This window comes from Rhizobium sp. OAE497, assembly GCF_040546565.1.
Classification (GTDB): Bacteria; Pseudomonadota; Alphaproteobacteria; order Rhizobiales; family Rhizobiaceae; genus Rhizobium.
This window is the reverse complement of sequence record NZ_JBEPOA010000001.1, coordinates 2,608,279-2,626,164: the sequence shown is the minus strand read 5'-3', so window position 1 is coordinate 2,626,164 and position 17,886 is coordinate 2,608,279. Positions and strand designations below refer to the sequence as shown.

The following is a 17,886-nucleotide window of genomic DNA, read 5'->3' as shown; positions in this document are numbered from 1 at the left end:
GTCTCAGGGCAGTGCGAAGATGCGGACCTCGCGGCCGATGCCGTGGATTTCCTCCATGCGCGATACCGAGGTGATGCCGCGCTGGCGCAGGATTTCGGAGACTTCTTCGTTGCCGACGATCGCCTCGGTCGTCAGGATGACGTGCGGGTCGGCGAGGCCCTGGACGCGGGAGGCGATATTGACGGTCTGGCCGAAATAATCCTGGCGGTCGTTGAGGCTGACGGCGAGGCAGGGGCCTTCGTGGATGCCTATCTTCAACAGCAGGTCCTCGCTGCCGCGCTCGGCATTCAGGCGCAGCATCGCCTCGCGCATCCTGAGCGCTGCCGCAACCGCTCGGTCGGGGCTCGGGAAGGTCGCCATGACCGCGTCGCCGATGGTCTTGACCACGGCGCCGGCTTCCATCGCGACGATCTCCTGCAGCACTCTAAAATGCGCCCGCACCAGATCGAAGGCGGCGAGATCGCCGACGCGTTCGTAAAGCGCCGTCGAGCCGCGCAGATCGGTGAAGAGGAAGGTCAGGCTGGTGATCTGCAGGCGCTGATCGACATCCAGCGTATCGGTCCGGTAGATATCGCGAAAACTCTGGTTGGTGAGCAGCCGCTTGGCGGTCAGGAACGGGCGGCGGTGACCCAATATGTCGTGCAGATCGTCATTGGCGATGCAGACATTCGGCAGAACGCGCCGGTCGCTATGGTTTTCGAGCGTCAGCCGCAGCAGGCCGGGGCGCAGCGTCAGTGTCTCGTTGGTGGCGTGCGCCTGGCTGATGACCATCGACAGGTTCTGCCGTTCGCCGGTCGGCTCCCCCTGGACATCGATGAACTGCGCCGAATGCGTGACCGCGTCGAAGATGATGACGAATTGCTGCGGCAGCTGCACCGAGACGAAGGCCTTTTCGCCGGGATCGAGCTCGATGATCTCAAGCAGGATGCGGCCGAAGCGCTCTTCCAGATCGTCGGGCAGATCGACGCCGGAACTGAAGAAGACCTGCCGGTAATATTCGAGCGGCGGCAGCCGGTCCGGGTCATGGGCGGCGATGCGGCGCACCCGCGGATTGACGGTGAAGGTGACCTCGACCATCTCGTCGAGCGTCGGCTCGTAGCCGGCGGCACACAGCGCGCAATGATAGCTGTCGCGATCGACCGCCTTCAGCGTCGCGCCGGTATCGAGAACGCCGCCGCATCCCGGACAGAGCACGTTCCAGGTCATCTCGAAGGCGCCGATGCGGGCGGCATGCAGGAAGGCGGCGATGGTCTTTTCCGGATCGAGACCATGGGCGTCGGCAAAGGCCAGCGCATTGATGCGGTTGAGATCGCGGTCGGAGCCGTCGCGGACGGTTTTTTCGATGCACTCCGCCGTCTGCGGGTCCGCCGCATGTCCAAGATTGGCAAAAAGCACGTCCACTTCGCTCATCAGACAAGCCTCTGCACGAAAGACCACGGCGGACGACGCCAGTAGGGAGGCGGATTATATCACGGGAGCGGGCCAGTCGAAAACTTGGCCGTTTGGGTGCTGCCCTCGCCACCGGGCATTGCGGCGGGCGAAGCAAATTTCTCTTGCTCTTGTTGTGCTCGTTCCGGCAAGCACTTATGTGGATGGGGAAAATCTGCGCAAGGGGAGACGGCAATGCTCGACCGGATTACCGGTTTCTTCAGGTCCATCGGAAGCGCCATCGGCCGCGGCTTCAGCGTTCTTGCCGCCGGCATCCTCTGGCCGTTCATGGCGGCGCATGGCTGGTACCAGCGGCGCACCTGGCTTGTCCGCCTGCCGGTGATCGCTGTCATCGCGCTGTTTGCCGTGCTCTACGGCTATTTCGTCTGGCAGACGCAGGTCTGGAGCGGCTTCAACCCGAATTTCGTCGACCAGTACCGTTTCTCGGAGCGCAAGGTTGCCGCCGGTCAGGAAATCCCGCCCGATGCATCCGCTGCCGCAACGACGACGGCTGCGGCGCCGAAGACCTGCCAGCGTTCGGCGATCGTCGACGTGACCGCCGATCTGATCGATTCCAACGTCAACCAGAATGCCTGGATCTCCTCCATGCTGCTCTATCGCATGGGGCTTTTCGGCATGGACTGGGATCACACGCCCTTCCTCGATAACAAGGCTTCGTTCCAGCGCGGCGTCAATCAGGCGGTGCGCCGCACCTCTGCCGAGCTCGTCGATACGCTGGGGCGCGTGCGTGGCACATCGGGGATCAACAGCGATCTTCAGGATGCCCGCGGCTATCTGCAATATGACGAGTACAGCTGGTATTTCGGCCTCGACCCGTTCGGCCCGAAGACGCCGACGCCGAGCTACTACCGCACCGCGATCGAGAAGCTGCGCAAGTTCAACACCGATCTCTCCGGCTGCAACGCCGTCTTTGACGGCCGCGCCGACAACCTGCTGCAGTTCGTCGACCGTATCGCCAACGACCTCGGCGGCACGTCGGATATCCTGGCGGAGCGCTCCGAGAACCACAATTTTGGCTGGTTCGACACGCGCGCCGACGACCGCTTCTGGTTCGCCTATGGCCAGCTCTACGGCTATTACGCCATCCTGACGGCGGCGCGGGCGGACTTCTCGCAGGTGGTGGCCGAGCGCAATCTCGGCGCCCTGTTCGGCGGCACGACCAAGCAGTTCCAGGCGGCGCTGCGCATCCAGCCGGCGATTATTTCGAACGGCCGCGAAGATGGCTGGATCATGCCGAGCCATCTGGCGACGATGGGCTTCTACATGCTGAGGGTACGCTCGAACCTGGTCGAGATGCGCGCGGTGCTGGGGCGCTGACGGCGCCTCAGGCGCCGTTATCCTCGAAGCCGACGACCCTCAGCTGCTCGACGAATTCGTAGGTGATGCCGACGATCTCTTCGTCGCGGAACTTGCCGACGGAGCGCACCATCTTATAGCCGCCGAGACCGTTTTCGACGCGGTAGGCGTAATGGAAGCCTGCCTTATGCAGGCTCGCCTGCTCGAATGTTTCGGCGATCAGGACGCGGTCTTCGGGGTGAATGCGCGACAGGATTTCGACGAGATTGGCCGGGCCCGCCGTGAAAGGCATGCGGAAGATCGCAAAGATGTCTTCGCTGGCAAAGAAATGCCCGGTTTCCACCTCGATGCGCCAGAAGCCGAAATTTCGGTAGGCCGCGACCATCTGCACGATCTCTAGATCGGTAATGCCGATATGATCGCGGGTCTGCTTTTCCTTGCCGTCTGCCGGCTGTTCAAATCGAAGAGGCACGTTCCCTCCCATTGAGGTTTGCGCGCTGATTCTCTTCTGATTTCTCAGCTGATCAGCTTCAGGCGAATGGCTTTAGCTACCAACTGGGTCCGATTGACGCAATCGAGTTTTTTGATCGCGTTGGTCATGTAGGCGTTCACGGTGTGGTCGGAGAGAGCGAGGATCTGGCCGATCTCGACGGAGGTCTTGCCCTGCGCCGTCCAGCGCACGACTTCGAGCTCGCGGGCCGACAGCGCGTTATAGGCATTGTCCTCGTTGCGGCGCACGGCGTTATAGGCATCGAGCGCATGCAGCATGATCATCGACAGCTCGTTGATCTCGTTCTGCGCGAAGGGCGCCCGCTCGCCGCCGAACCAGAAGACCAGGCGATGGCCATCCACAGCATTGATGGGGAAAGCGATGCCGGTTGGCATGTTGTAGGCGAGGACGAGGCTGCGCAGCTCCGACGGAAAGCTGAGGCCCTGCATCGTTTCGGCCATGTTCCAGTGCTGGGGCACGGCCGATTCGCGCAGCTTCGGCACGAAGGGGCAACTGCGCAGCATGTGCGAGCGGTCGAATTCGCGGATGAAGGAGGCGGGCAGGGAGCTTTCGATGATCAGGGACTTGAGGAGCAGGTCTTCGGCCGAAGGGGTATGAAACAAGGTGGTTTGCGACAGGCCGAAGGCGCCCGCGATCCTGTGCAGCGCGTGGACAAACAAGACGCGCGTTCGGGCCGCCGCCAGTTCACCTGTCAGCAGCGATTGCCGTTCTGAGGTAGTCATGTAAGACATAATGCGCCTCGATCACCCGAATGTTACCGCTAACACATACGTAAAACTGAGCGGGATGCTAGCCACAATTCGCAGATGCCATGCTGATTAATTTACAGTGTTAAAAATTAATCACACCAACACCCTTAATGGTTGTATAATGTATTATTAAGGTAGCGAATGCGGAAGGTTTACTTGTCTTATTACTGAAGCAATCAAGTTTCCCCTCCGTGTTGTGAGGGTAAGAATCACTGGTGAAACCTGTTTCAATCGAAGTTTTATTCCTGCCTTGCGGGCCTTGGCGGGATATTCCGGCTGTTCATCGCGATGCCGCTTGCTGCACGAAATCCGCCTTGCTAGCGTTTGCAAATCCAAACCGGAGACGGCCGACCCGTGCGCAACGCCATCCTTTTCGTCGTCAAACAGCTGTTGATTTTCTCGCTCGTCTTCGCCTTCCAACCGGTGCTTTCGGCCGGCAGCGAGGCGTGGGCGGCAAAGCCGAAGCAGACAGGGCCGGAGACGCAGGCGAAGAAGCCTGCGCAGCCGGCGATGAGCTTCATCCTGGTGCGCAGCGCCGACTGCACGGATGACTGTCCCGAATGGATTTCGGCCGAGGGGCTGATCACCCAGGCGACGCCGGGGCGGCTGAAGAAATTTCTGAAGACGCTCGGCGGCAAGAAGGTGCCGATTGTCTTTCACTCCGAAGGCGGGGAGGTGAATGCCGCCTATGCGATGGGCCGGATGATCCGCAAGGGCGGGTTCGAGACGGCTGTCGGCGGCACGCGGCTCGAGGGATGCCCGCTGACCGACATGCGCTGCAAGGCGTCGATCGCCAAGAAGGGGCCATCGACCGGCCGCAGCTATTCCGGCGGCGCTTATTGCGTCTCCGCCTGTCCGCTGGCGCTGGCGGGCGGCACCTCACGCGTCGCCTCGCAATGGGCCTATATCGGCGTCCACCAGTTCACGACGATCTACAGCAAGGTGACGGTGTCCTACCGCATCGAGTACCGGATGGTGAACGGCCGCAAGCAGGAAGTTTCCCGCCAGGAGATCGGCCGCAAGAATGCCGGGCAGAGCAAGTCCACCAAGCTTGGCAAGCAGGCCGAGGCGGTGCTCTCCGCCTATCTGACCGAAATGGGTGTCAGCCAGGATCTGATCGAGCGGATCCTGAGCGCCTCGCCGGAGACGCTGCGGCTTCTGCCCTCCGTCGAGGCGATGAAGCTCGGGCTGCTGACCGACATGTTGGCCTCGAACGAAAGCCCGGGGATCCGGCTCTGCCGGGCGGATGATCCGGCAAGTGCTCGCTGCCACCGGCATGCGGATGCGCCGGCGGCCGAGCCTGCCACGCCAGCGGCGCAGCCGGTTGCGGCCGCACCCGTTGCCTCAGGCGGCTAGTCCTTGTCCTTCAGGTCGTTCTTCTTCGTCGAGCTCATCAGCTTCTCGAGGAAGCCGAGCATGACGGCGGAGACGACGAAGGCGATGTGGATCAGCGTCAGCCACATGATCTTGCCGTCTTCGTACTGATCGACATTCAGGAAGACCTGCAGCAGGTGGATCGAGGAGATGGCGACGATCGAGGAGGCGACCTTGATCTTCAGGCTGCCAGAATCGAGCTTGCCGAGGAAGGAGACCTCGTTCTCCGCGTCAGCCTCCGCTTCGTCGAAGCGGCTGACGAAATTCTCATAGCCGGAGATCATCACCATGACGATGAGGCTGGCGACCAGCGCGGCATCGATAAGGCCGAGCATGGCGAGGATCATCTCGTCTTCGCCGAGCGTGAAAACGCCACCGGCGACCTTGATGAACTTGTAGCAGAAGGACACCGCATAGACGGCGAGCGAGGCCACGAGGCCGAGATAGAAGACGACCAGCAGCCAGCGGCTGGAAAGGATGATGCGCTCGACGAGAAGTTCGAGTGATTTCATTTTGAGGTGCCCCCGCACGCAGAAAAGATGAGGCCGACATAGCCTATCCCGATGTGCCGCATCAAGGATGAAAGGCCGTTTCCGGCGGCAGGCGCAGCGCCGATTGTCGTGGAACGGCGTGAAAAGCGGCATGCGGGGTCTTGTTTCCGACGCGGGCTTGGCGGCATGGTCGGACAATAACACCATTCCGAGGAACATCCCCGTGGCCATCAAATCCGACATCGAAATCGCCCGTGCGGCAGAGAAGAAACCGATCTTCGAAATCGGCGCCAAGCTCGGCATTCCCGACCAGGATCTGGTGCCTTATGGCCACGACAAGGCGAAGATCAGCGCCGGCTTCATCGCCGCCCAGGCCGACAAGCCGGATGGCAAGCTGATCCTGGTGACCGCCATCAACCCGACGCCGGCCGGCGAGGGGAAGACGACGACCACCGTCGGCCTCGGCGATGGTCTGAACCGCATCGGCAAGAAGGCAATCGTCTGCATCCGCGAGGCCTCGCTCGGCCCCTGCTTCGGCGTCAAGGGCGGGGCGGCCGGCGGCGGCTATGCCCAGGTCGTGCCGATGGAAGACATCAACCTGCATTTCACCGGCGATTTCCACGCGATCACCTCGGCGCATAATCTGCTGGCGGCGATGATCGACAACCATATCTATTGGGGCAACGAGCTCGATATCGACATCCGCCGCATCACCTGGCGCCGCGTGATGGACATGAACGACCGGGCGCTGCGCTCGATGGTCAGTTCGCTCGGCGGCGTCGCCAACGGCTTTCCGCGTGAGGGCGGCTTCGACATCACCGTCGCCTCCGAGGTGATGGCGATCCTCTGCCTTGCCTCCGATCTCAAGGATCTGGAAAAGCGCCTTGGCAACATCATCGTCGCCTATCGCCGCGACAAGACACCTGTCTATGCCCGCGACCTGAAGGCGGATGGCGCCATGGCCGTTCTCCTCAAGGACGCGATGCAGCCGAACCTGGTGCAGACACTGGAGAACAATCCGGCCTTCGTGCATGGCGGCCCCTTCGCCAATATCGCCCATGGCTGCAACTCGGTCGTCGCCACCAAGACGGCGCTGAAGCTCGGCGATTACGTGGTGACCGAGGCAGGTTTCGGCGCCGATCTGGGTGCCGAGAAATTCTTCGACATCAAGTGCCGCAAGGCGGGGCTGAAGCCGGCCGCTGCCGTCATTGTCGCCACCGTCCGGGCGCTGAAGATGAACGGCGGGCTGAAGAAGGAAGACCTTGGCGCCGAGAATGTCGCGGCATTGGTGAAGGGCTGCGCCAATCTCGGCCGGCATGTCTCGAATGTCCGCAAGTTCGGCGTTCCCGTCGTCGTCGCCATCAATCATTTCGTCTCGGATACCGATGCCGAGATCGCCGCCGTCAAGGAATATGTCGCCCGCCTTGGCGCCGAAGCCATCCTCTGCCGCCACTGGGCGGAGGGCTCCGCTGGGATCGAGGAGCTCGCCCACAAAGTCGTCGAGCTTGCCGATTCCGGCCAGGCGAAATTCCAGCCGCTCTATGGCGACGACCTGCCGCTCCTCGAGAAGATCGAAATCGTCGCCTCGAAGATCTACCACGCCGGCGAAGTGACCGCCGACAAGGCCGTGCGCGACCAGCTCGCCGCCTGGGAAGAGCAGGGCTACCGCAATCTCCCTGTCTGCATGGCGAAGACGCAATATTCCTTTTCGACCGACCCCAACCTGCGCGGCGCGCCGGAGGGCCATATCGTGCCTGTCCGCGAAGTCCGCCTCTCCGCCGGCGCCGGCTTCGTCGTCGTCATCACCGGTGAGATCATGACCATGCCGGGCCTTCCGAAATCACCTTCGGCGGAGCGGATCTTCCTGAACGAGCAGGGGTATATCGAGGGGTTGTTCTAAGGTCAGAACTTGTCCGGCCAGATCGAGCTTCATCGTCCGGCGGGCGCTGCCGCATACTTCGAAAGAACAGCGGCAACCTCGTCGTCACGCGCGAATTCGCCCCTGTTGGCTTCCTTTGCCGCCGCCTCTATCTCGGCGATCTGCCATTCCTCGCGCTCGACGAATTCTTCGAGCGCAAGTGCTGCCACTTCTTCGGGCGCAGATTGCGCCGCTCGGCCACGCGGTCGAGGCGCGATCTCGTTGTCTCATCGACTTGAAAGCTGAATAGCGTCATCGGAGCTCTTTTGTGCGTTCCTGCGATGGAAGTTTAATTCGCCGATATTTCGATTCAAGCTGGAATCGCAAGTCATTGATCTATCTGCCTTCTGCTAGTGGCAATAGCGATATCCGCCCTTCCTCTCCAGCACATCGAGATGGAAATGGGTTTCGTGGGCGGCGTCGCTTTCGGGATCGAGCACGGTCGAGAAATAGAGGCAGCCTGAGGCGCTGACGGTGCGCTGGAAGGCGCCTGTCAGCGTCGAATCCTCGCGGCGCGGCTTGATGGCGATGTCCTCGCCTTTTTCGAAGCTGAAGCTTGCGACGTCTATGGCGTTGCCGCGGGCGTGTTCGGAGATCTTGCCGGTCTCGGCGCTGTTGCGCAGGCGGCAGATATAGGCCGAAGCCTGGTTGATCGTGGTGATCAGGCCCTGATCCCTGGCGGCAACGGCGGCGGCCGGGATCACGCTTTCCTTCATCCAGTGGGCGAGCGCCCGGGCCGTCGGGCAGCGCAGCGTCGCCTCGGGCTTCACCTTGATGCCGGGCAGCGCTTCCGACAGCACGATGGGTTTGTCGATGCCGCATCCATTGCCGTCGTCGATGCGCGGGACTTCCTTGAAGACGACGCCGAGGCTCTGCAATTCCTTGATGCAATCGGCATGATCGGCATCGCTTTCGGGCTCGATCGTCAGATGCTGCTCCTCCAGCGTCTCCGCCTTCGGCGCTTCGGGCTTTTCGTCCGACGGCTTTGTCCCGGCAGGGGCGGTTTCGTCCGGCTTGGCGGCTTCTGGATTTGCGGGCGCAGGCTTGGATTCGGGCTTGGGCTCCGCTTCCTTCGGCTCTTCGGGTTTCGGCTGCGGAATGGGGGCAGGGGCTTGTGGCGTCTCGGTCTGCGGCGCTGCCGGTTCTGCAGCCTGCGGCTTGTCTTCCGGCACCGGCCCGGTGCGGGGGAGCGTGGCGCCCGAGAGCATAAAAACGGCAAGGCTCATGGCGGCGATTGCGGAAGCGATTTTCACATGCCCATCCCACGTTGCTGTTAGCGGCGAGAGGGACAACGCAAACGCGCTGATTTCGTTGCAATTTCGCAACGGCGGCGGCGATCGTTAAAACATGATCATTTTATTCAAGATAATTGGCTGTGATATATTGACACAAATAGTCATGTTTTTTATTGCGGCAAAAAGAAGGCGGATTTTTGGGGTCCGTCTCAATCTGAAAAACGCCTAGCCAGCCCCTCGATCGCCCCGCGAACCGACCAGCCAGCCCGGTACTTCATCACATTAGAGGGTTGGTCTTATGGTTGTCCGCAATTCGCGTTCGCTGCTGCTTGCTTGCACGGCGATGTTCGTTTTCGGGGCGGGGGTCCCTGCCTTTTCGCAAAGCCCGGAAGAAGAGGCTGCGTCGCAGAAGACCGATCGCATCACGCCGCTGAAGAAGATCGTCGTCGGTGCCGGTCAGCGCAAGGTCGCGATCGACACGCCGCAGGCCGTTACGGTTCTCGACCAGAAGGATATCGACGACACGCAGGCGGAAACGATCGGCGATGTGTTCAGGGATGTGCCCGGCGTCTCTATCGCCGGCAGCGAGCGCGTCTTTGGTGAAGCCTTCAACATCCGCGGTATCGGTTCGACCGAAGATTCGGCTGATGGTTCGCGCATCGTCGTCAATGTCGATGGCGCCCAGAAGTTCTACGAGCAGTATCGCATGGGCTCGTTCTTCTCCGATCCGGAACTCTATAAGTCCGTCGAAGTTCTGCGCGGTCCGGCGTCCTCGACGCTCTACGGCGCGGGCGCGCTCGGCGGCGTCATCAATTTCACCACCAAGGATGCGTCCGACTTCCTGCAGGACGGCAACGACAATGCCCTGCGCCTCAAGGGCTCCTATGAGAGCAACGGCAACGGCTATCTCGCCTCGACGATCTTTGCCCACCGCTTCAACGACAGCGCCGAGTTTCTCGGCATGATCAACAAGCGCGGTTCCAGCGAGATCGAACTCGGGAATGGCACCGATCTCTCGGGCTCCGATTTCCAGTCATGGTCTGGCCTCGCCAAGACCACGTTCCATCTGGGCGACGAACAGACCGTCAGGCTTTCCTATCAGCATTGGGATAGCGACGCGAACGATCAGGACTATGCGCAGACCGGCACGCAATCCGCGTTCGGGACGGTGGACCGGCACGTTATCGATGATACGGCAGTCGTTAATTACGAAGATCCCTTCAGCGACAATCCCTGGCTCGATCTGAAGGCAAGCCTGTCCTACTCGAATACCAAGGTCGATCAGAGCAACGGTACGCTCGGCGGCTTCTCGAATATCATTGATGCTGATTACGGATACCAGACCTGGCAGGCGAATCTTCAGAATACGTCCGAGTTTTCTGGCGATAACTGGGTCAATTATCTGACATACGGCACGCAGCTTAGCCATCAGGAGCGCACCGCCGACTCGCCGTTCCCCGGTGGTACAACGCCCGGTGCGATCAACACGCATCCGGAAGGGACCGACAACAAGATCGGCTTGTTCGTCCAGAACGAGTTTATCTATGACGAACGGTTGACCCTTATCGGTGGTGTTCGTGGCGATTTCGTCTGGCGCGAACCCGGCGATTCAACGGGCGCTTACAGCAACGCCGTCGATATCGACGATCAGGCCTTCTCACCGAAGATTGCCGCTCACTACAAGCTGACGGATGAATGGGGTGTTTTCGGCTCGATCGCTCACACCGAGCGCCTGCCGACGCTTGACGAACTCTATACCTGGAGCAAGGGAACGAGCCTTGATCTGAAGAAGGAGAAGTCGAACAACTACGAAGTCGGCTTTGCCTTCAGCCATGACGATCTCTTCCAGTCAGGCGACAATATCAGCCTCAAAACGACCGCCTTCTATAACGACTTGACGAACCTGATTTCCACGACGGCGACCGGTGCTTCGTCCTACTACTACAACGTCGGCAAGGCGCGCATTTATGGTGTCGAAGTCGAGGGTGCCTACGATTCCGATTATGTCTTCGCCAAGCTCGCCTATACCGGCACACAGGGCCAAGACCGCAGCGACGGCGTGAATTACAACAAGCCGCTGCCGACCGTTCCCGCACACAAGATCGCCTTCACGCTCGGCGGCCGTCTGCCGGATCAGGACATCGAGTACGGAACCCGCATAACCCACGCCTTCGAAGCGCAGAACAGCGTGCGTGGCACTGCGGCGTCGTCGGGCTCAACGGCCAATCATACGGTCGTTCCGAACCCCGATTGGACCACGGTCGATGTGTTTGCATCCTGGCGGCCGCAGACTGGCGAGATGCAGGGCTGGCAGGTGCAGGCGAGCATCAACAACATCTTCGACCAGTACTATCGCGAGAATACCGCTCTCGATTACGCCAAGGGCCGCACCTTCAAGGTAACGCTGACCAAGCAGCTGGATTGGTAATATCGGAGCCCCGCGCCATTGCCGGCGCGGGGCATCCAACAACGTCAAAAACCGCTCTTGCGCTCTCCCTCATCTCACGCTAACAATTTCGTCCATGAACACGTCTAAGAACATTGCAGTTTGGTGGTGGGCTCGCTGAGGCGGCCTCGACCAATCGTGTCTTCAGACGACGAGTGAGCCGCCCGAAACTTCGAGGCGGCTTTTTTGTTTTATGGCCGCCTTTCGTCCGGGCCCGATAACGGAGTGGAACTATGGTTACGATCCTTCGGGATGATGGTGCGGAAATCTACGAGACCAAGGGTGGCATCTCCGTCACCCGGCAGCGGCGGCCCATTCCCTATGCGGATGCCGTGGTTTCCTATGTCGAGAAGCTCGATGAGCGCCGCGGCGCCGTCTTCTCGTCGAATTACGAATATCCGGGCCGTTACACCCGTTGGGATACCGCCGTCGTCGATCCGCCGCTCGGCATTTCCTCCTTCGGCCGCGATGTCTGGATCGAAGCCTATAACGAGCGCGGCGAAGTGCTGCTCGGCTTCGTCACCGAGCGCCTGAAGACCGTGCGCGAGCTGGAGCTCGGCGCCTCCACCGCTCGCCGCCTCGATCTCAAGGTGAAGCTGCCCGACCGGGTGTTCACCGAGGAAGAACGCTCGAAGATGCCGACGGTGTTCACCGTGCTGCGCGCCGTCACCGATCTCTTCTATTCGCAGGCCGATGCCAGCCTCGGCCTCTACGGCGCCTTCGGCTACGACCTTGCCTTCCAGTTCGATGCGATCGACCTGAAGCTGAAGCGTCCTGATGACCAGCGCGACATGGTGCTCTACCTGCCGGACGAAATTCTCGTCGTCGACAATTACTCCGCCAAGGCCTGGGTCGATCGCTACGACTTTGCCAAGGGCGGCCTGACGACCGAGGGCAAACAGGGCGATATCGCTTCCGAGCCTTTCGTGCGCACCGATGCCATTCCGCCGAAGAGCGATCATCGCCCCGGCGAATATTCGGAGCTCGTGGTCAAGGCGAAGGAGAGCTTTCGCCGCGGCGATCTGTTCGAAGTCGTTCCCGGCCAGAAGTTCATGGAGCGCTGCGACAGCAAGCCTTCCGACATTTCCAAGCGGCTGAAGGCGATCAATCCGTCGCCCTATTCCTTTTTCATCAATCTCGGAAACCAGGAATATCTGGTCGGCGCTTCGCCTGAGATGTTCGTGCGCGTTTCCGGGCGCCGCATCGAGACCTGCCCGATCTCGGGCACGATCAAGCGCGGCGACGATCCGATCGCCGATAGCGAGCAGATCCTGAAGCTTTTGAATTCCAAGAAGGACGAGTCCGAGCTGACGATGTGCTCCGACGTCGACCGCAATGACAAGAGCCGCGTTTGCGAGCCGGGTTCGGTCAAGGTCATCGGCCGCCGCCAGATCGAGATGTATTCGCGCCTGATCCACACGGTCGATCACATCGAGGGCCGCCTGCGCGATGACATGGATGCCTTCGACGGCTTCCTCAGCCACGCCTGGGCCGTCACCGTTACCGGTGCGCCGAAGCTCTGGGCGATGCGCTTTATCGAGAGCCATGAAAAGAGCCCGCGCGCCTGGTATGGCGGGGCGATCGGCATGGTCGGCTTCAACGGCGACATGAACACGGGGCTTACGCTGCGCACCGTGCGCATCAAGGACGGGATCGCCGAAGTGCGGGCAGGGGCAACGCTGCTCAACGATTCCATCCCCGAGGAAGAAGAAGCCGAAACCGAACTGAAGGCCTCCGCCATGCTTTCCGCCATTCGCGATGCCAAGGCCGGCAATTCCGGCAAGGTGAGCCGCGACGTCGCTGCCGTCGGCAAGGGCGTCAACATCCTGCTCATCGACCACGAGGACAGCTTCGTGCACACGCTGGCGAATTATTTCCGCCAGACGGGCGCCACGGTCTCGACCGTGCGCACGCCGGTGCCGGAGGAAATCTTCGACCGGCTGAACCCGGATCTCGTCGTGCTCTCGCCGGGACCCGGTAATCCAAAGGATTTCGACTGCAAGGCGACGATCAAGAAGGCACGCGCCCGCAACCTGCCGATCTTCGGTGTCTGCCTCGGCCTGCAGGCACTCGCCGAAGCTTATGGCGGCGAGCTGCGGCATCTGGCGCTGCCGATGCACGGCAAGCCGTCGCGCATCCGCGTGCTTGAGCCTGGCATTGTCTTCTCCGGCCTCTCCAAGGAAGTCACCGTCGGCCGCTACCACTCGATCTTCGCCGATCCCTCGACCCTGCCGCGTGATTTCATGATCACCGCGGAAAGCGAGGACGGCACGATCATGGGCATCGAGCACACCAAGGAACCGATCGCCGCGGTGCAGTTCCACCCGGAATCGATCATGACGCTCGGCGGCGATGCCGGCATGCGGATGATCGAGAATGTCGTGGCGCATCTGGCGCGGAAGGCGAAGACGAAGGCGGCTTGAGGGGCGATCTCGGGCGTTGTGCCGGGCCAGCCCCCCTCTGGCCTGCCGGCCATCTCCCCCACAGGTGGGGAGATTGGCTGGGGGGCGGCCGCTCGCTCCACTCTTGCGCCGTGACGAAAAGCGTCATTGTTGGCTGAGGCCGTGCCACTGGCCGATCTCCCCCCTTGTGGGGGAGATGCCCGGCAGGGCAGAGGGGGGTGTCACACCCTCGACGCCAACCATGATACTCCACCATTGACATCTCCCTGCAAATCGGAACATTTCGCGAACAGCAAATAAGGAATGTCGCCGTGGCCAATGCTGAGAAGTTTATCGTGCTCCCGTATCGCAAGAACAGGGGAAACCTGGTGCCGGGCGAGATGCGGCAGGCGTCGAATGCGGTGAGTGCGGAGAAGATCGCGAGTTCCATGGCGTCGCGTTTTGTTGGCGTGGCCGCCTATGCGGTGATCGTCGATGAGGAATCCGGTGACATGTCGTCGCCGCGGCTGCTGGCGCGGCATGGCGAGATCGCCGATCTCAATCCTGCGTAACCGATGGAAACCTCGCTCTATCTTCCGGTCAAAGCCTTTCTCGAGACGGCAGGCTATGCCGTCAAGGGCGAGATCGGTGGCTGTGATCTCGTTGGGCTGAGCGAGGGCGATCCGACGGTGGTCGTCGTCTGCGAGCTGAAGCTGAGCTTCAATCTGGAGCTCGTGCTGCAGGCGGTGGACCGGGCTGCGATGAGCGACGAGGTGTGGATTGCGGCACGGGTTTCGGCCAAGGGGCGTGGGCGCGAGGCGGACAAGCGATACCGCGATCTCTGCCGCAGGCTGGGGATCGGCATGCTCGGCGTTTCCGATACCGGCGAAGTCAGCGTCATCGTCTCATCGATATCGCCGATGCCGCGGACCAATCCGAAGCGGCGCTCGCGGCTGGTGCGCGAGCATCAGCGCCGCCGTGGCGATCCCGTGCTCGGCGGCAGCACGCGCGTGCCGCAGATGACGGCCTATCGACAGCAGGCCCTGATCTGCGCCGCGGCACTTCAGCAGGGACTGGCGCGGCCGCGGGACATGAAGGCGCAGGCGCCGGATGCCGGGAAGATCCTGCTCAGCAATGTCTATGGCTGGTTCGAGCGGCTGGACAAGGGCGTCTATGCGCTGACACCATCCGGTGCGGAGGCTCTCCTTCGCTGGCCGCAGACCGTGGTCTTTGTTGCCGATGGCGCTGTGGCGGCCTCGGACGGCGCGTGATCTCAGGCGCCCGGGGCGCCGCGCTTTTATCATTTCTTGCCATGGCCGAGGATTTGCGTCGCCCTAGCTTATCCGTCGTGAACAAAGCTGCGATGCTCGCTGGGGCCGCAATGGGTCCAGCCAAAATCCCCGAGGCTCGACCATGGTTACTTTCACGCTCAATGGACAGACGAAGACTTTCGACGGCGATCCGGATACGCCGCTCCTGTGGGTCATCCGCGATTTCGAAAAGCTGACAGGCACGAAATATGGCTGCGGGGTTGCCCAGTGCGGCGCCTGCACCGTGCATATGGATGGCTTCACCCGCCGCTCCTGCATCACCCCGATCTCGACCGTCGACGGATCGGAGATTTTCACGATCGAGGGCGTCGAGGGCAAGGAGGCCGATGCGGTGAAGGCTGCCTGGGTCAAGATCGACGTGCCGCAATGCGGATACTGTCAATCCGGCCAGATCATGTCGGCCGTCTCGCTGCTGCAGAACATCCCCAAGCCCACCGACGAGGATATCGACGGGGCGATGGCCGGGAATATCTGTCGATGCGCCACCTACCACCGGATCCGCGCGGCCATTCACAATGCCGCCCAGTCGATGGAGGGTTGAGCCATGACCATTCAGGAGATTGCAACGACACGCCGCGGCTTTCTTGCCGGCACCGGCGGCCTGGTGATCGGCTTTGCGCTGATGCCGAAGAGCTCGGCCTTTGCCGCCGAGAAGGGTGTGCAGGCGGGCGGCGCCGACGCGCTGGTGACGCTGAACACATTCGTCAGGATCGGTAGCGACGATACGGTGACGATTCTCTCCAAGCATATCGAATTCGGGCAGGGGCCTTTCACGGGTCTCGCGACGCTGGTTGCCGAAGAGCTCGATGCCGATTGGGGACAGATGCGCGCGGTGCATTCGCCGGCCGACGACAAGGTCTATGCGAACCTCGCCTTCGGCCTGCAGGGAACCGGTGGGTCTTCGTCGATCGCCAATTCCTATGAGCAGTTCCGGCAGGCGGGCGCGACCGCGCGCGCCATGCTGGTCGCCGCTGCTGCCGACGAATGGAACGTTCCGGCCGGCGAAATTACGGTCGAGAAGGGCCGGGTCAGGCATGCGGCTTCCGGCAAGGACAGCGGCTTTGGCGCGCTGGCGACGAAGGCCGCGGGCATCAAGCCGCCGGCAGACGTCAAGCTCAAGGATCCCTCGAAGTTTACGCTGATCGGCCAGGAGCTGCCGAAGCTCGATACGGTGTCGAAGACCAACGGGCAGGCGGTCTACACGCTGGATATCGTGCCGGACAATCTGCTCGTTGCCGTCGTCGCCCATCCGAACCATTTCGGCGCTGGGGTGAAATCCTTCGACGATAGCGAGACCCGCAAGGTCAAGGGCGTCGTCGATGTCAAGCAGCTGCCGCAGGGTGTTGCCGTCTATGCCGACAACACCTTTGCGGCGCTGAAGGGCCGGTCGGTGCTGAAGGTCGATTGGGATCTGTCGAAGGCAGAGACGCGTTCGAGCGACCAGCTCTCGGCCGATTATGCCAAGGCGCTCGGCGAGAAGGGGATCACCGCTTCGGAGAAAGGCGACGTCGAAAAAGCCTTCACCGATACCGGGCTGAAGACGCTGGAGGCGCAGATCATCTTCCCGTTCCTGGCGCATGCGCCGATGGAGCCGCTCGATGCCGTCTTCATCAAAGCGTCGGACGGCAGCCTCGATGTCTATAACGGGGCGCAGTTCCCCGGCATGGACAAGGCGACGGCGGCCAAGATCACCGGCATCGATCCGGCAAAGGTGCGGCTGAACACGCAGATCACCGGCGGCAGCTTCGGGCGCAAGGCGCAGTTCGGCTCGCCCTATATGCAGGAGGCGGCGTCGGTTTTCGCGGCGACCGACCAGTCGCGGCCGGTCAAGCACATGTGGACGCGCGAGGACGATATTCGTGGCGGCTATTACCGGCCGATGTATCTCCACAAGATGCGCGGCGCCATCAATGCCGATGGCCGGATCGTTGCCTGGGACCAGGCGATCGTCGGGCAGTCGATCATGGGCAAGGCCGATCTCGACAGTACTTCGGTCGAAGGCGCTTCGGACCTGCCCTACGATGTGCCGAACCTTAGGGTGGTCTCGCATAATGTGAAGCTGGCGATCCCGCCGCTCTGGTGGCGGTCGGTCGGCCATACGCATACCGGTTTTGCCGTCGAGACCTTCCTCGACGAGCTCTTCCAGATGGTTGGCAAGGATCCCGTGGAAGGGCGGCTCGAGCAGCTGACGGAAGACCCGCGCTATGCCGGTGTGCTGAAGAAGGCGGCGGAGCTTGCCGATTGGGGCGGGACGGTCCAGGAAGGACGGCAGCGCGGCGTTGCCGTGGTCAAGAGCTTCAACACCTATGTCGGCCAGGTGGTCGAGGTTTCCGCCGGTGCCGATGGGGCGCCGCGGGTCCACAAGGTCTGGTGCGCCGTTGATTGCGGCGTGGCGATCAATCCGAATGTCATCAAGGCGCAGATGGAAGGCGGCATCGGCTATGGGCTCGGTGCGGTGCTCTTCGATGCGGTGACCTTGGGTGAGGGTGGCGCGATCATGCAGTCGAATTTCCACGATTACCGCTCGATCCGCATCAACGAGATGCCGGATGTGGAGGTCGCCGTCATCAAATCCGGCGAACCACCGACAGGGGTGGGAGAGCCGGGCGTGCCGCCGGTCGGGCCGGCGACGGCCAATGCCTGGCGGCGGCTCACCGGTGCGCCGGTGCGCAGCCTGCCGATCGTTGCCGTGGCGACGAGCTGAG

At 61.9% G+C, this 17,886-nt stretch carries 15 protein-coding genes; 9 read left to right on the top strand and 6 right to left on the bottom strand.

Annotated features, from left to right (window positions below; genetic code table 11):
- Positions 1 to 3: 3 nt before the first annotated feature.
- On the bottom strand, positions 4 to 1,410 hold the full coding sequence (locus ABIE40_RS13460; protein ID WP_199627221.1) for an adenylate/guanylate cyclase domain-containing protein: 1,407 nt from the start codon (positions 1,408 to 1,410) through the stop codon (positions 4 to 6).
- A gap of 213 nt (positions 1,411 to 1,623) precedes the next feature.
- Here ABIE40_RS13460 and ABIE40_RS13455 point away from each other — a divergent pair, with 213 nt between their 5' ends.
- Entirely contained in the window at positions 1,624 to 2,766 is a 1,143-nt protein-coding gene (locus tag ABIE40_RS13455; RefSeq protein ID WP_199627219.1) for a DUF2333 family protein, read from the top strand.
- A gap of 7 nt (positions 2,767 to 2,773) precedes the next feature.
- Here the strand turns inward: ABIE40_RS13455 and ABIE40_RS13450 are convergent, their stop codons facing one another.
- Both ABIE40_RS13450 and ABIE40_RS13445 read right to left on the bottom strand, forming a co-directional pair.
- Positions 2,774 to 3,217 (bottom strand): PAS domain-containing protein, encoded by a 444-nt coding sequence (locus ABIE40_RS13450; protein WP_112719518.1) that lies wholly within the window; start codon positions 3,215 to 3,217, stop codon positions 2,774 to 2,776.
- A gap of 44 nt (positions 3,218 to 3,261) precedes the next feature.
- A complete protein-coding gene (locus ABIE40_RS13445; protein WP_130277789.1) occupies positions 3,262 to 3,987 on the bottom strand; it encodes a helix-turn-helix transcriptional regulator in 726 nt (241 codons plus the stop codon).
- 372 nt (positions 3,988 to 4,359) lie between these two features.
- Between ABIE40_RS13445 and ABIE40_RS13440 the strand changes: the two genes are divergently transcribed.
- Positions 4,360 to 5,361 (top strand): Clp protease/crotonase-like domain-containing protein, encoded by a 1,002-nt coding sequence (locus ABIE40_RS13440; protein ID WP_199627217.1) that lies wholly within the window; start codon positions 4,360 to 4,362, stop codon positions 5,359 to 5,361.
- Here the strand turns inward: ABIE40_RS13440 and ABIE40_RS13435 are convergent.
- On the bottom strand, positions 5,358 to 5,891 hold the full coding sequence (locus ABIE40_RS13435; RefSeq protein WP_112719393.1) for a TIGR00645 family protein: 534 nt from the start codon (positions 5,889 to 5,891) through the stop codon (positions 5,358 to 5,360). The genes ABIE40_RS13440 and ABIE40_RS13435 overlap by 4 nt on opposite strands.
- Positions 5,892 to 6,093: 202 nt before the next feature.
- Here ABIE40_RS13435 and ABIE40_RS13430 point away from each other — a divergent pair, with 202 nt between their 5' ends.
- Positions 6,094 to 7,770 (top strand): formate--tetrahydrofolate ligase, encoded by a 1,677-nt coding sequence (locus ABIE40_RS13430; RefSeq protein WP_502944789.1) that lies wholly within the window; start codon positions 6,094 to 6,096, stop codon positions 7,768 to 7,770.
- 29 nt (positions 7,771 to 7,799) lie between these two features.
- Here the strand turns inward: ABIE40_RS13430 and ABIE40_RS31020 are convergent, their stop codons facing one another.
- Entirely contained in the window at positions 7,800 to 7,958 is a 159-nt protein-coding gene (locus ABIE40_RS31020) for a hypothetical protein (RefSeq protein ID WP_502944788.1), read from the bottom strand.
- A gap of 180 nt (positions 7,959 to 8,138) precedes the next feature.
- Positions 8,139 to 9,014: an extensin family protein gene (locus tag ABIE40_RS13420; RefSeq protein WP_199627773.1), complete on the bottom strand. Its 876-nt coding sequence runs from the start codon at positions 9,012 to 9,014 to the stop codon at positions 8,139 to 8,141.
- Between the two features lie 307 nt (positions 9,015 to 9,321).
- Here ABIE40_RS13420 and ABIE40_RS13415 point away from each other — a divergent pair, with 307 nt between their 5' ends.
- The 6 genes from ABIE40_RS13415 to ABIE40_RS13390 all read left to right on the top strand — a co-directional run bounded on the left by ABIE40_RS13415 (position 9,322) and on the right by ABIE40_RS13390 (position 17,885).
- Positions 9,322 to 11,451 (top strand): TonB-dependent hemoglobin/transferrin/lactoferrin family receptor, encoded by a 2,130-nt coding sequence (locus tag ABIE40_RS13415; protein ID WP_199627215.1) that lies wholly within the window; start codon positions 9,322 to 9,324, stop codon positions 11,449 to 11,451.
- Between the two features lie 251 nt (positions 11,452 to 11,702).
- Positions 11,703 to 13,892 (top strand): anthranilate synthase, encoded by a 2,190-nt coding sequence (locus ABIE40_RS13410; RefSeq protein WP_199627208.1) that lies wholly within the window; start codon positions 11,703 to 11,705, stop codon positions 13,890 to 13,892.
- Between the two features lie 290 nt (positions 13,893 to 14,182).
- On the top strand, positions 14,183 to 14,422 hold the full coding sequence (locus ABIE40_RS13405) for a hypothetical protein (protein ID WP_199627201.1): 240 nt from the start codon (positions 14,183 to 14,185) through the stop codon (positions 14,420 to 14,422).
- A 3-nt stretch (positions 14,423 to 14,425) separates the two neighbouring features.
- Positions 14,426 to 15,121, top strand: a complete 696-nt coding sequence (locus tag ABIE40_RS13400; protein WP_199627199.1) for a DUF2161 domain-containing phosphodiesterase — start codon at positions 14,426 to 14,428, stop codon at positions 15,119 to 15,121.
- A 142-nt stretch (positions 15,122 to 15,263) separates the two neighbouring features.
- Positions 15,264 to 15,722 (top strand): (2Fe-2S)-binding protein, encoded by a 459-nt coding sequence (locus tag ABIE40_RS13395; RefSeq protein ID WP_112719387.1) that lies wholly within the window; start codon positions 15,264 to 15,266, stop codon positions 15,720 to 15,722.
- A gap of 3 nt (positions 15,723 to 15,725) precedes the next feature.
- Positions 15,726 to 17,885, top strand: coding sequence for a xanthine dehydrogenase family protein molybdopterin-binding subunit (locus ABIE40_RS13390; RefSeq protein WP_199627197.1), 2,160 nt, complete (start codon positions 15,726 to 15,728; stop codon positions 17,883 to 17,885).
- The last annotated feature ends 1 nt before the right edge of the window (position 17,886 follow it).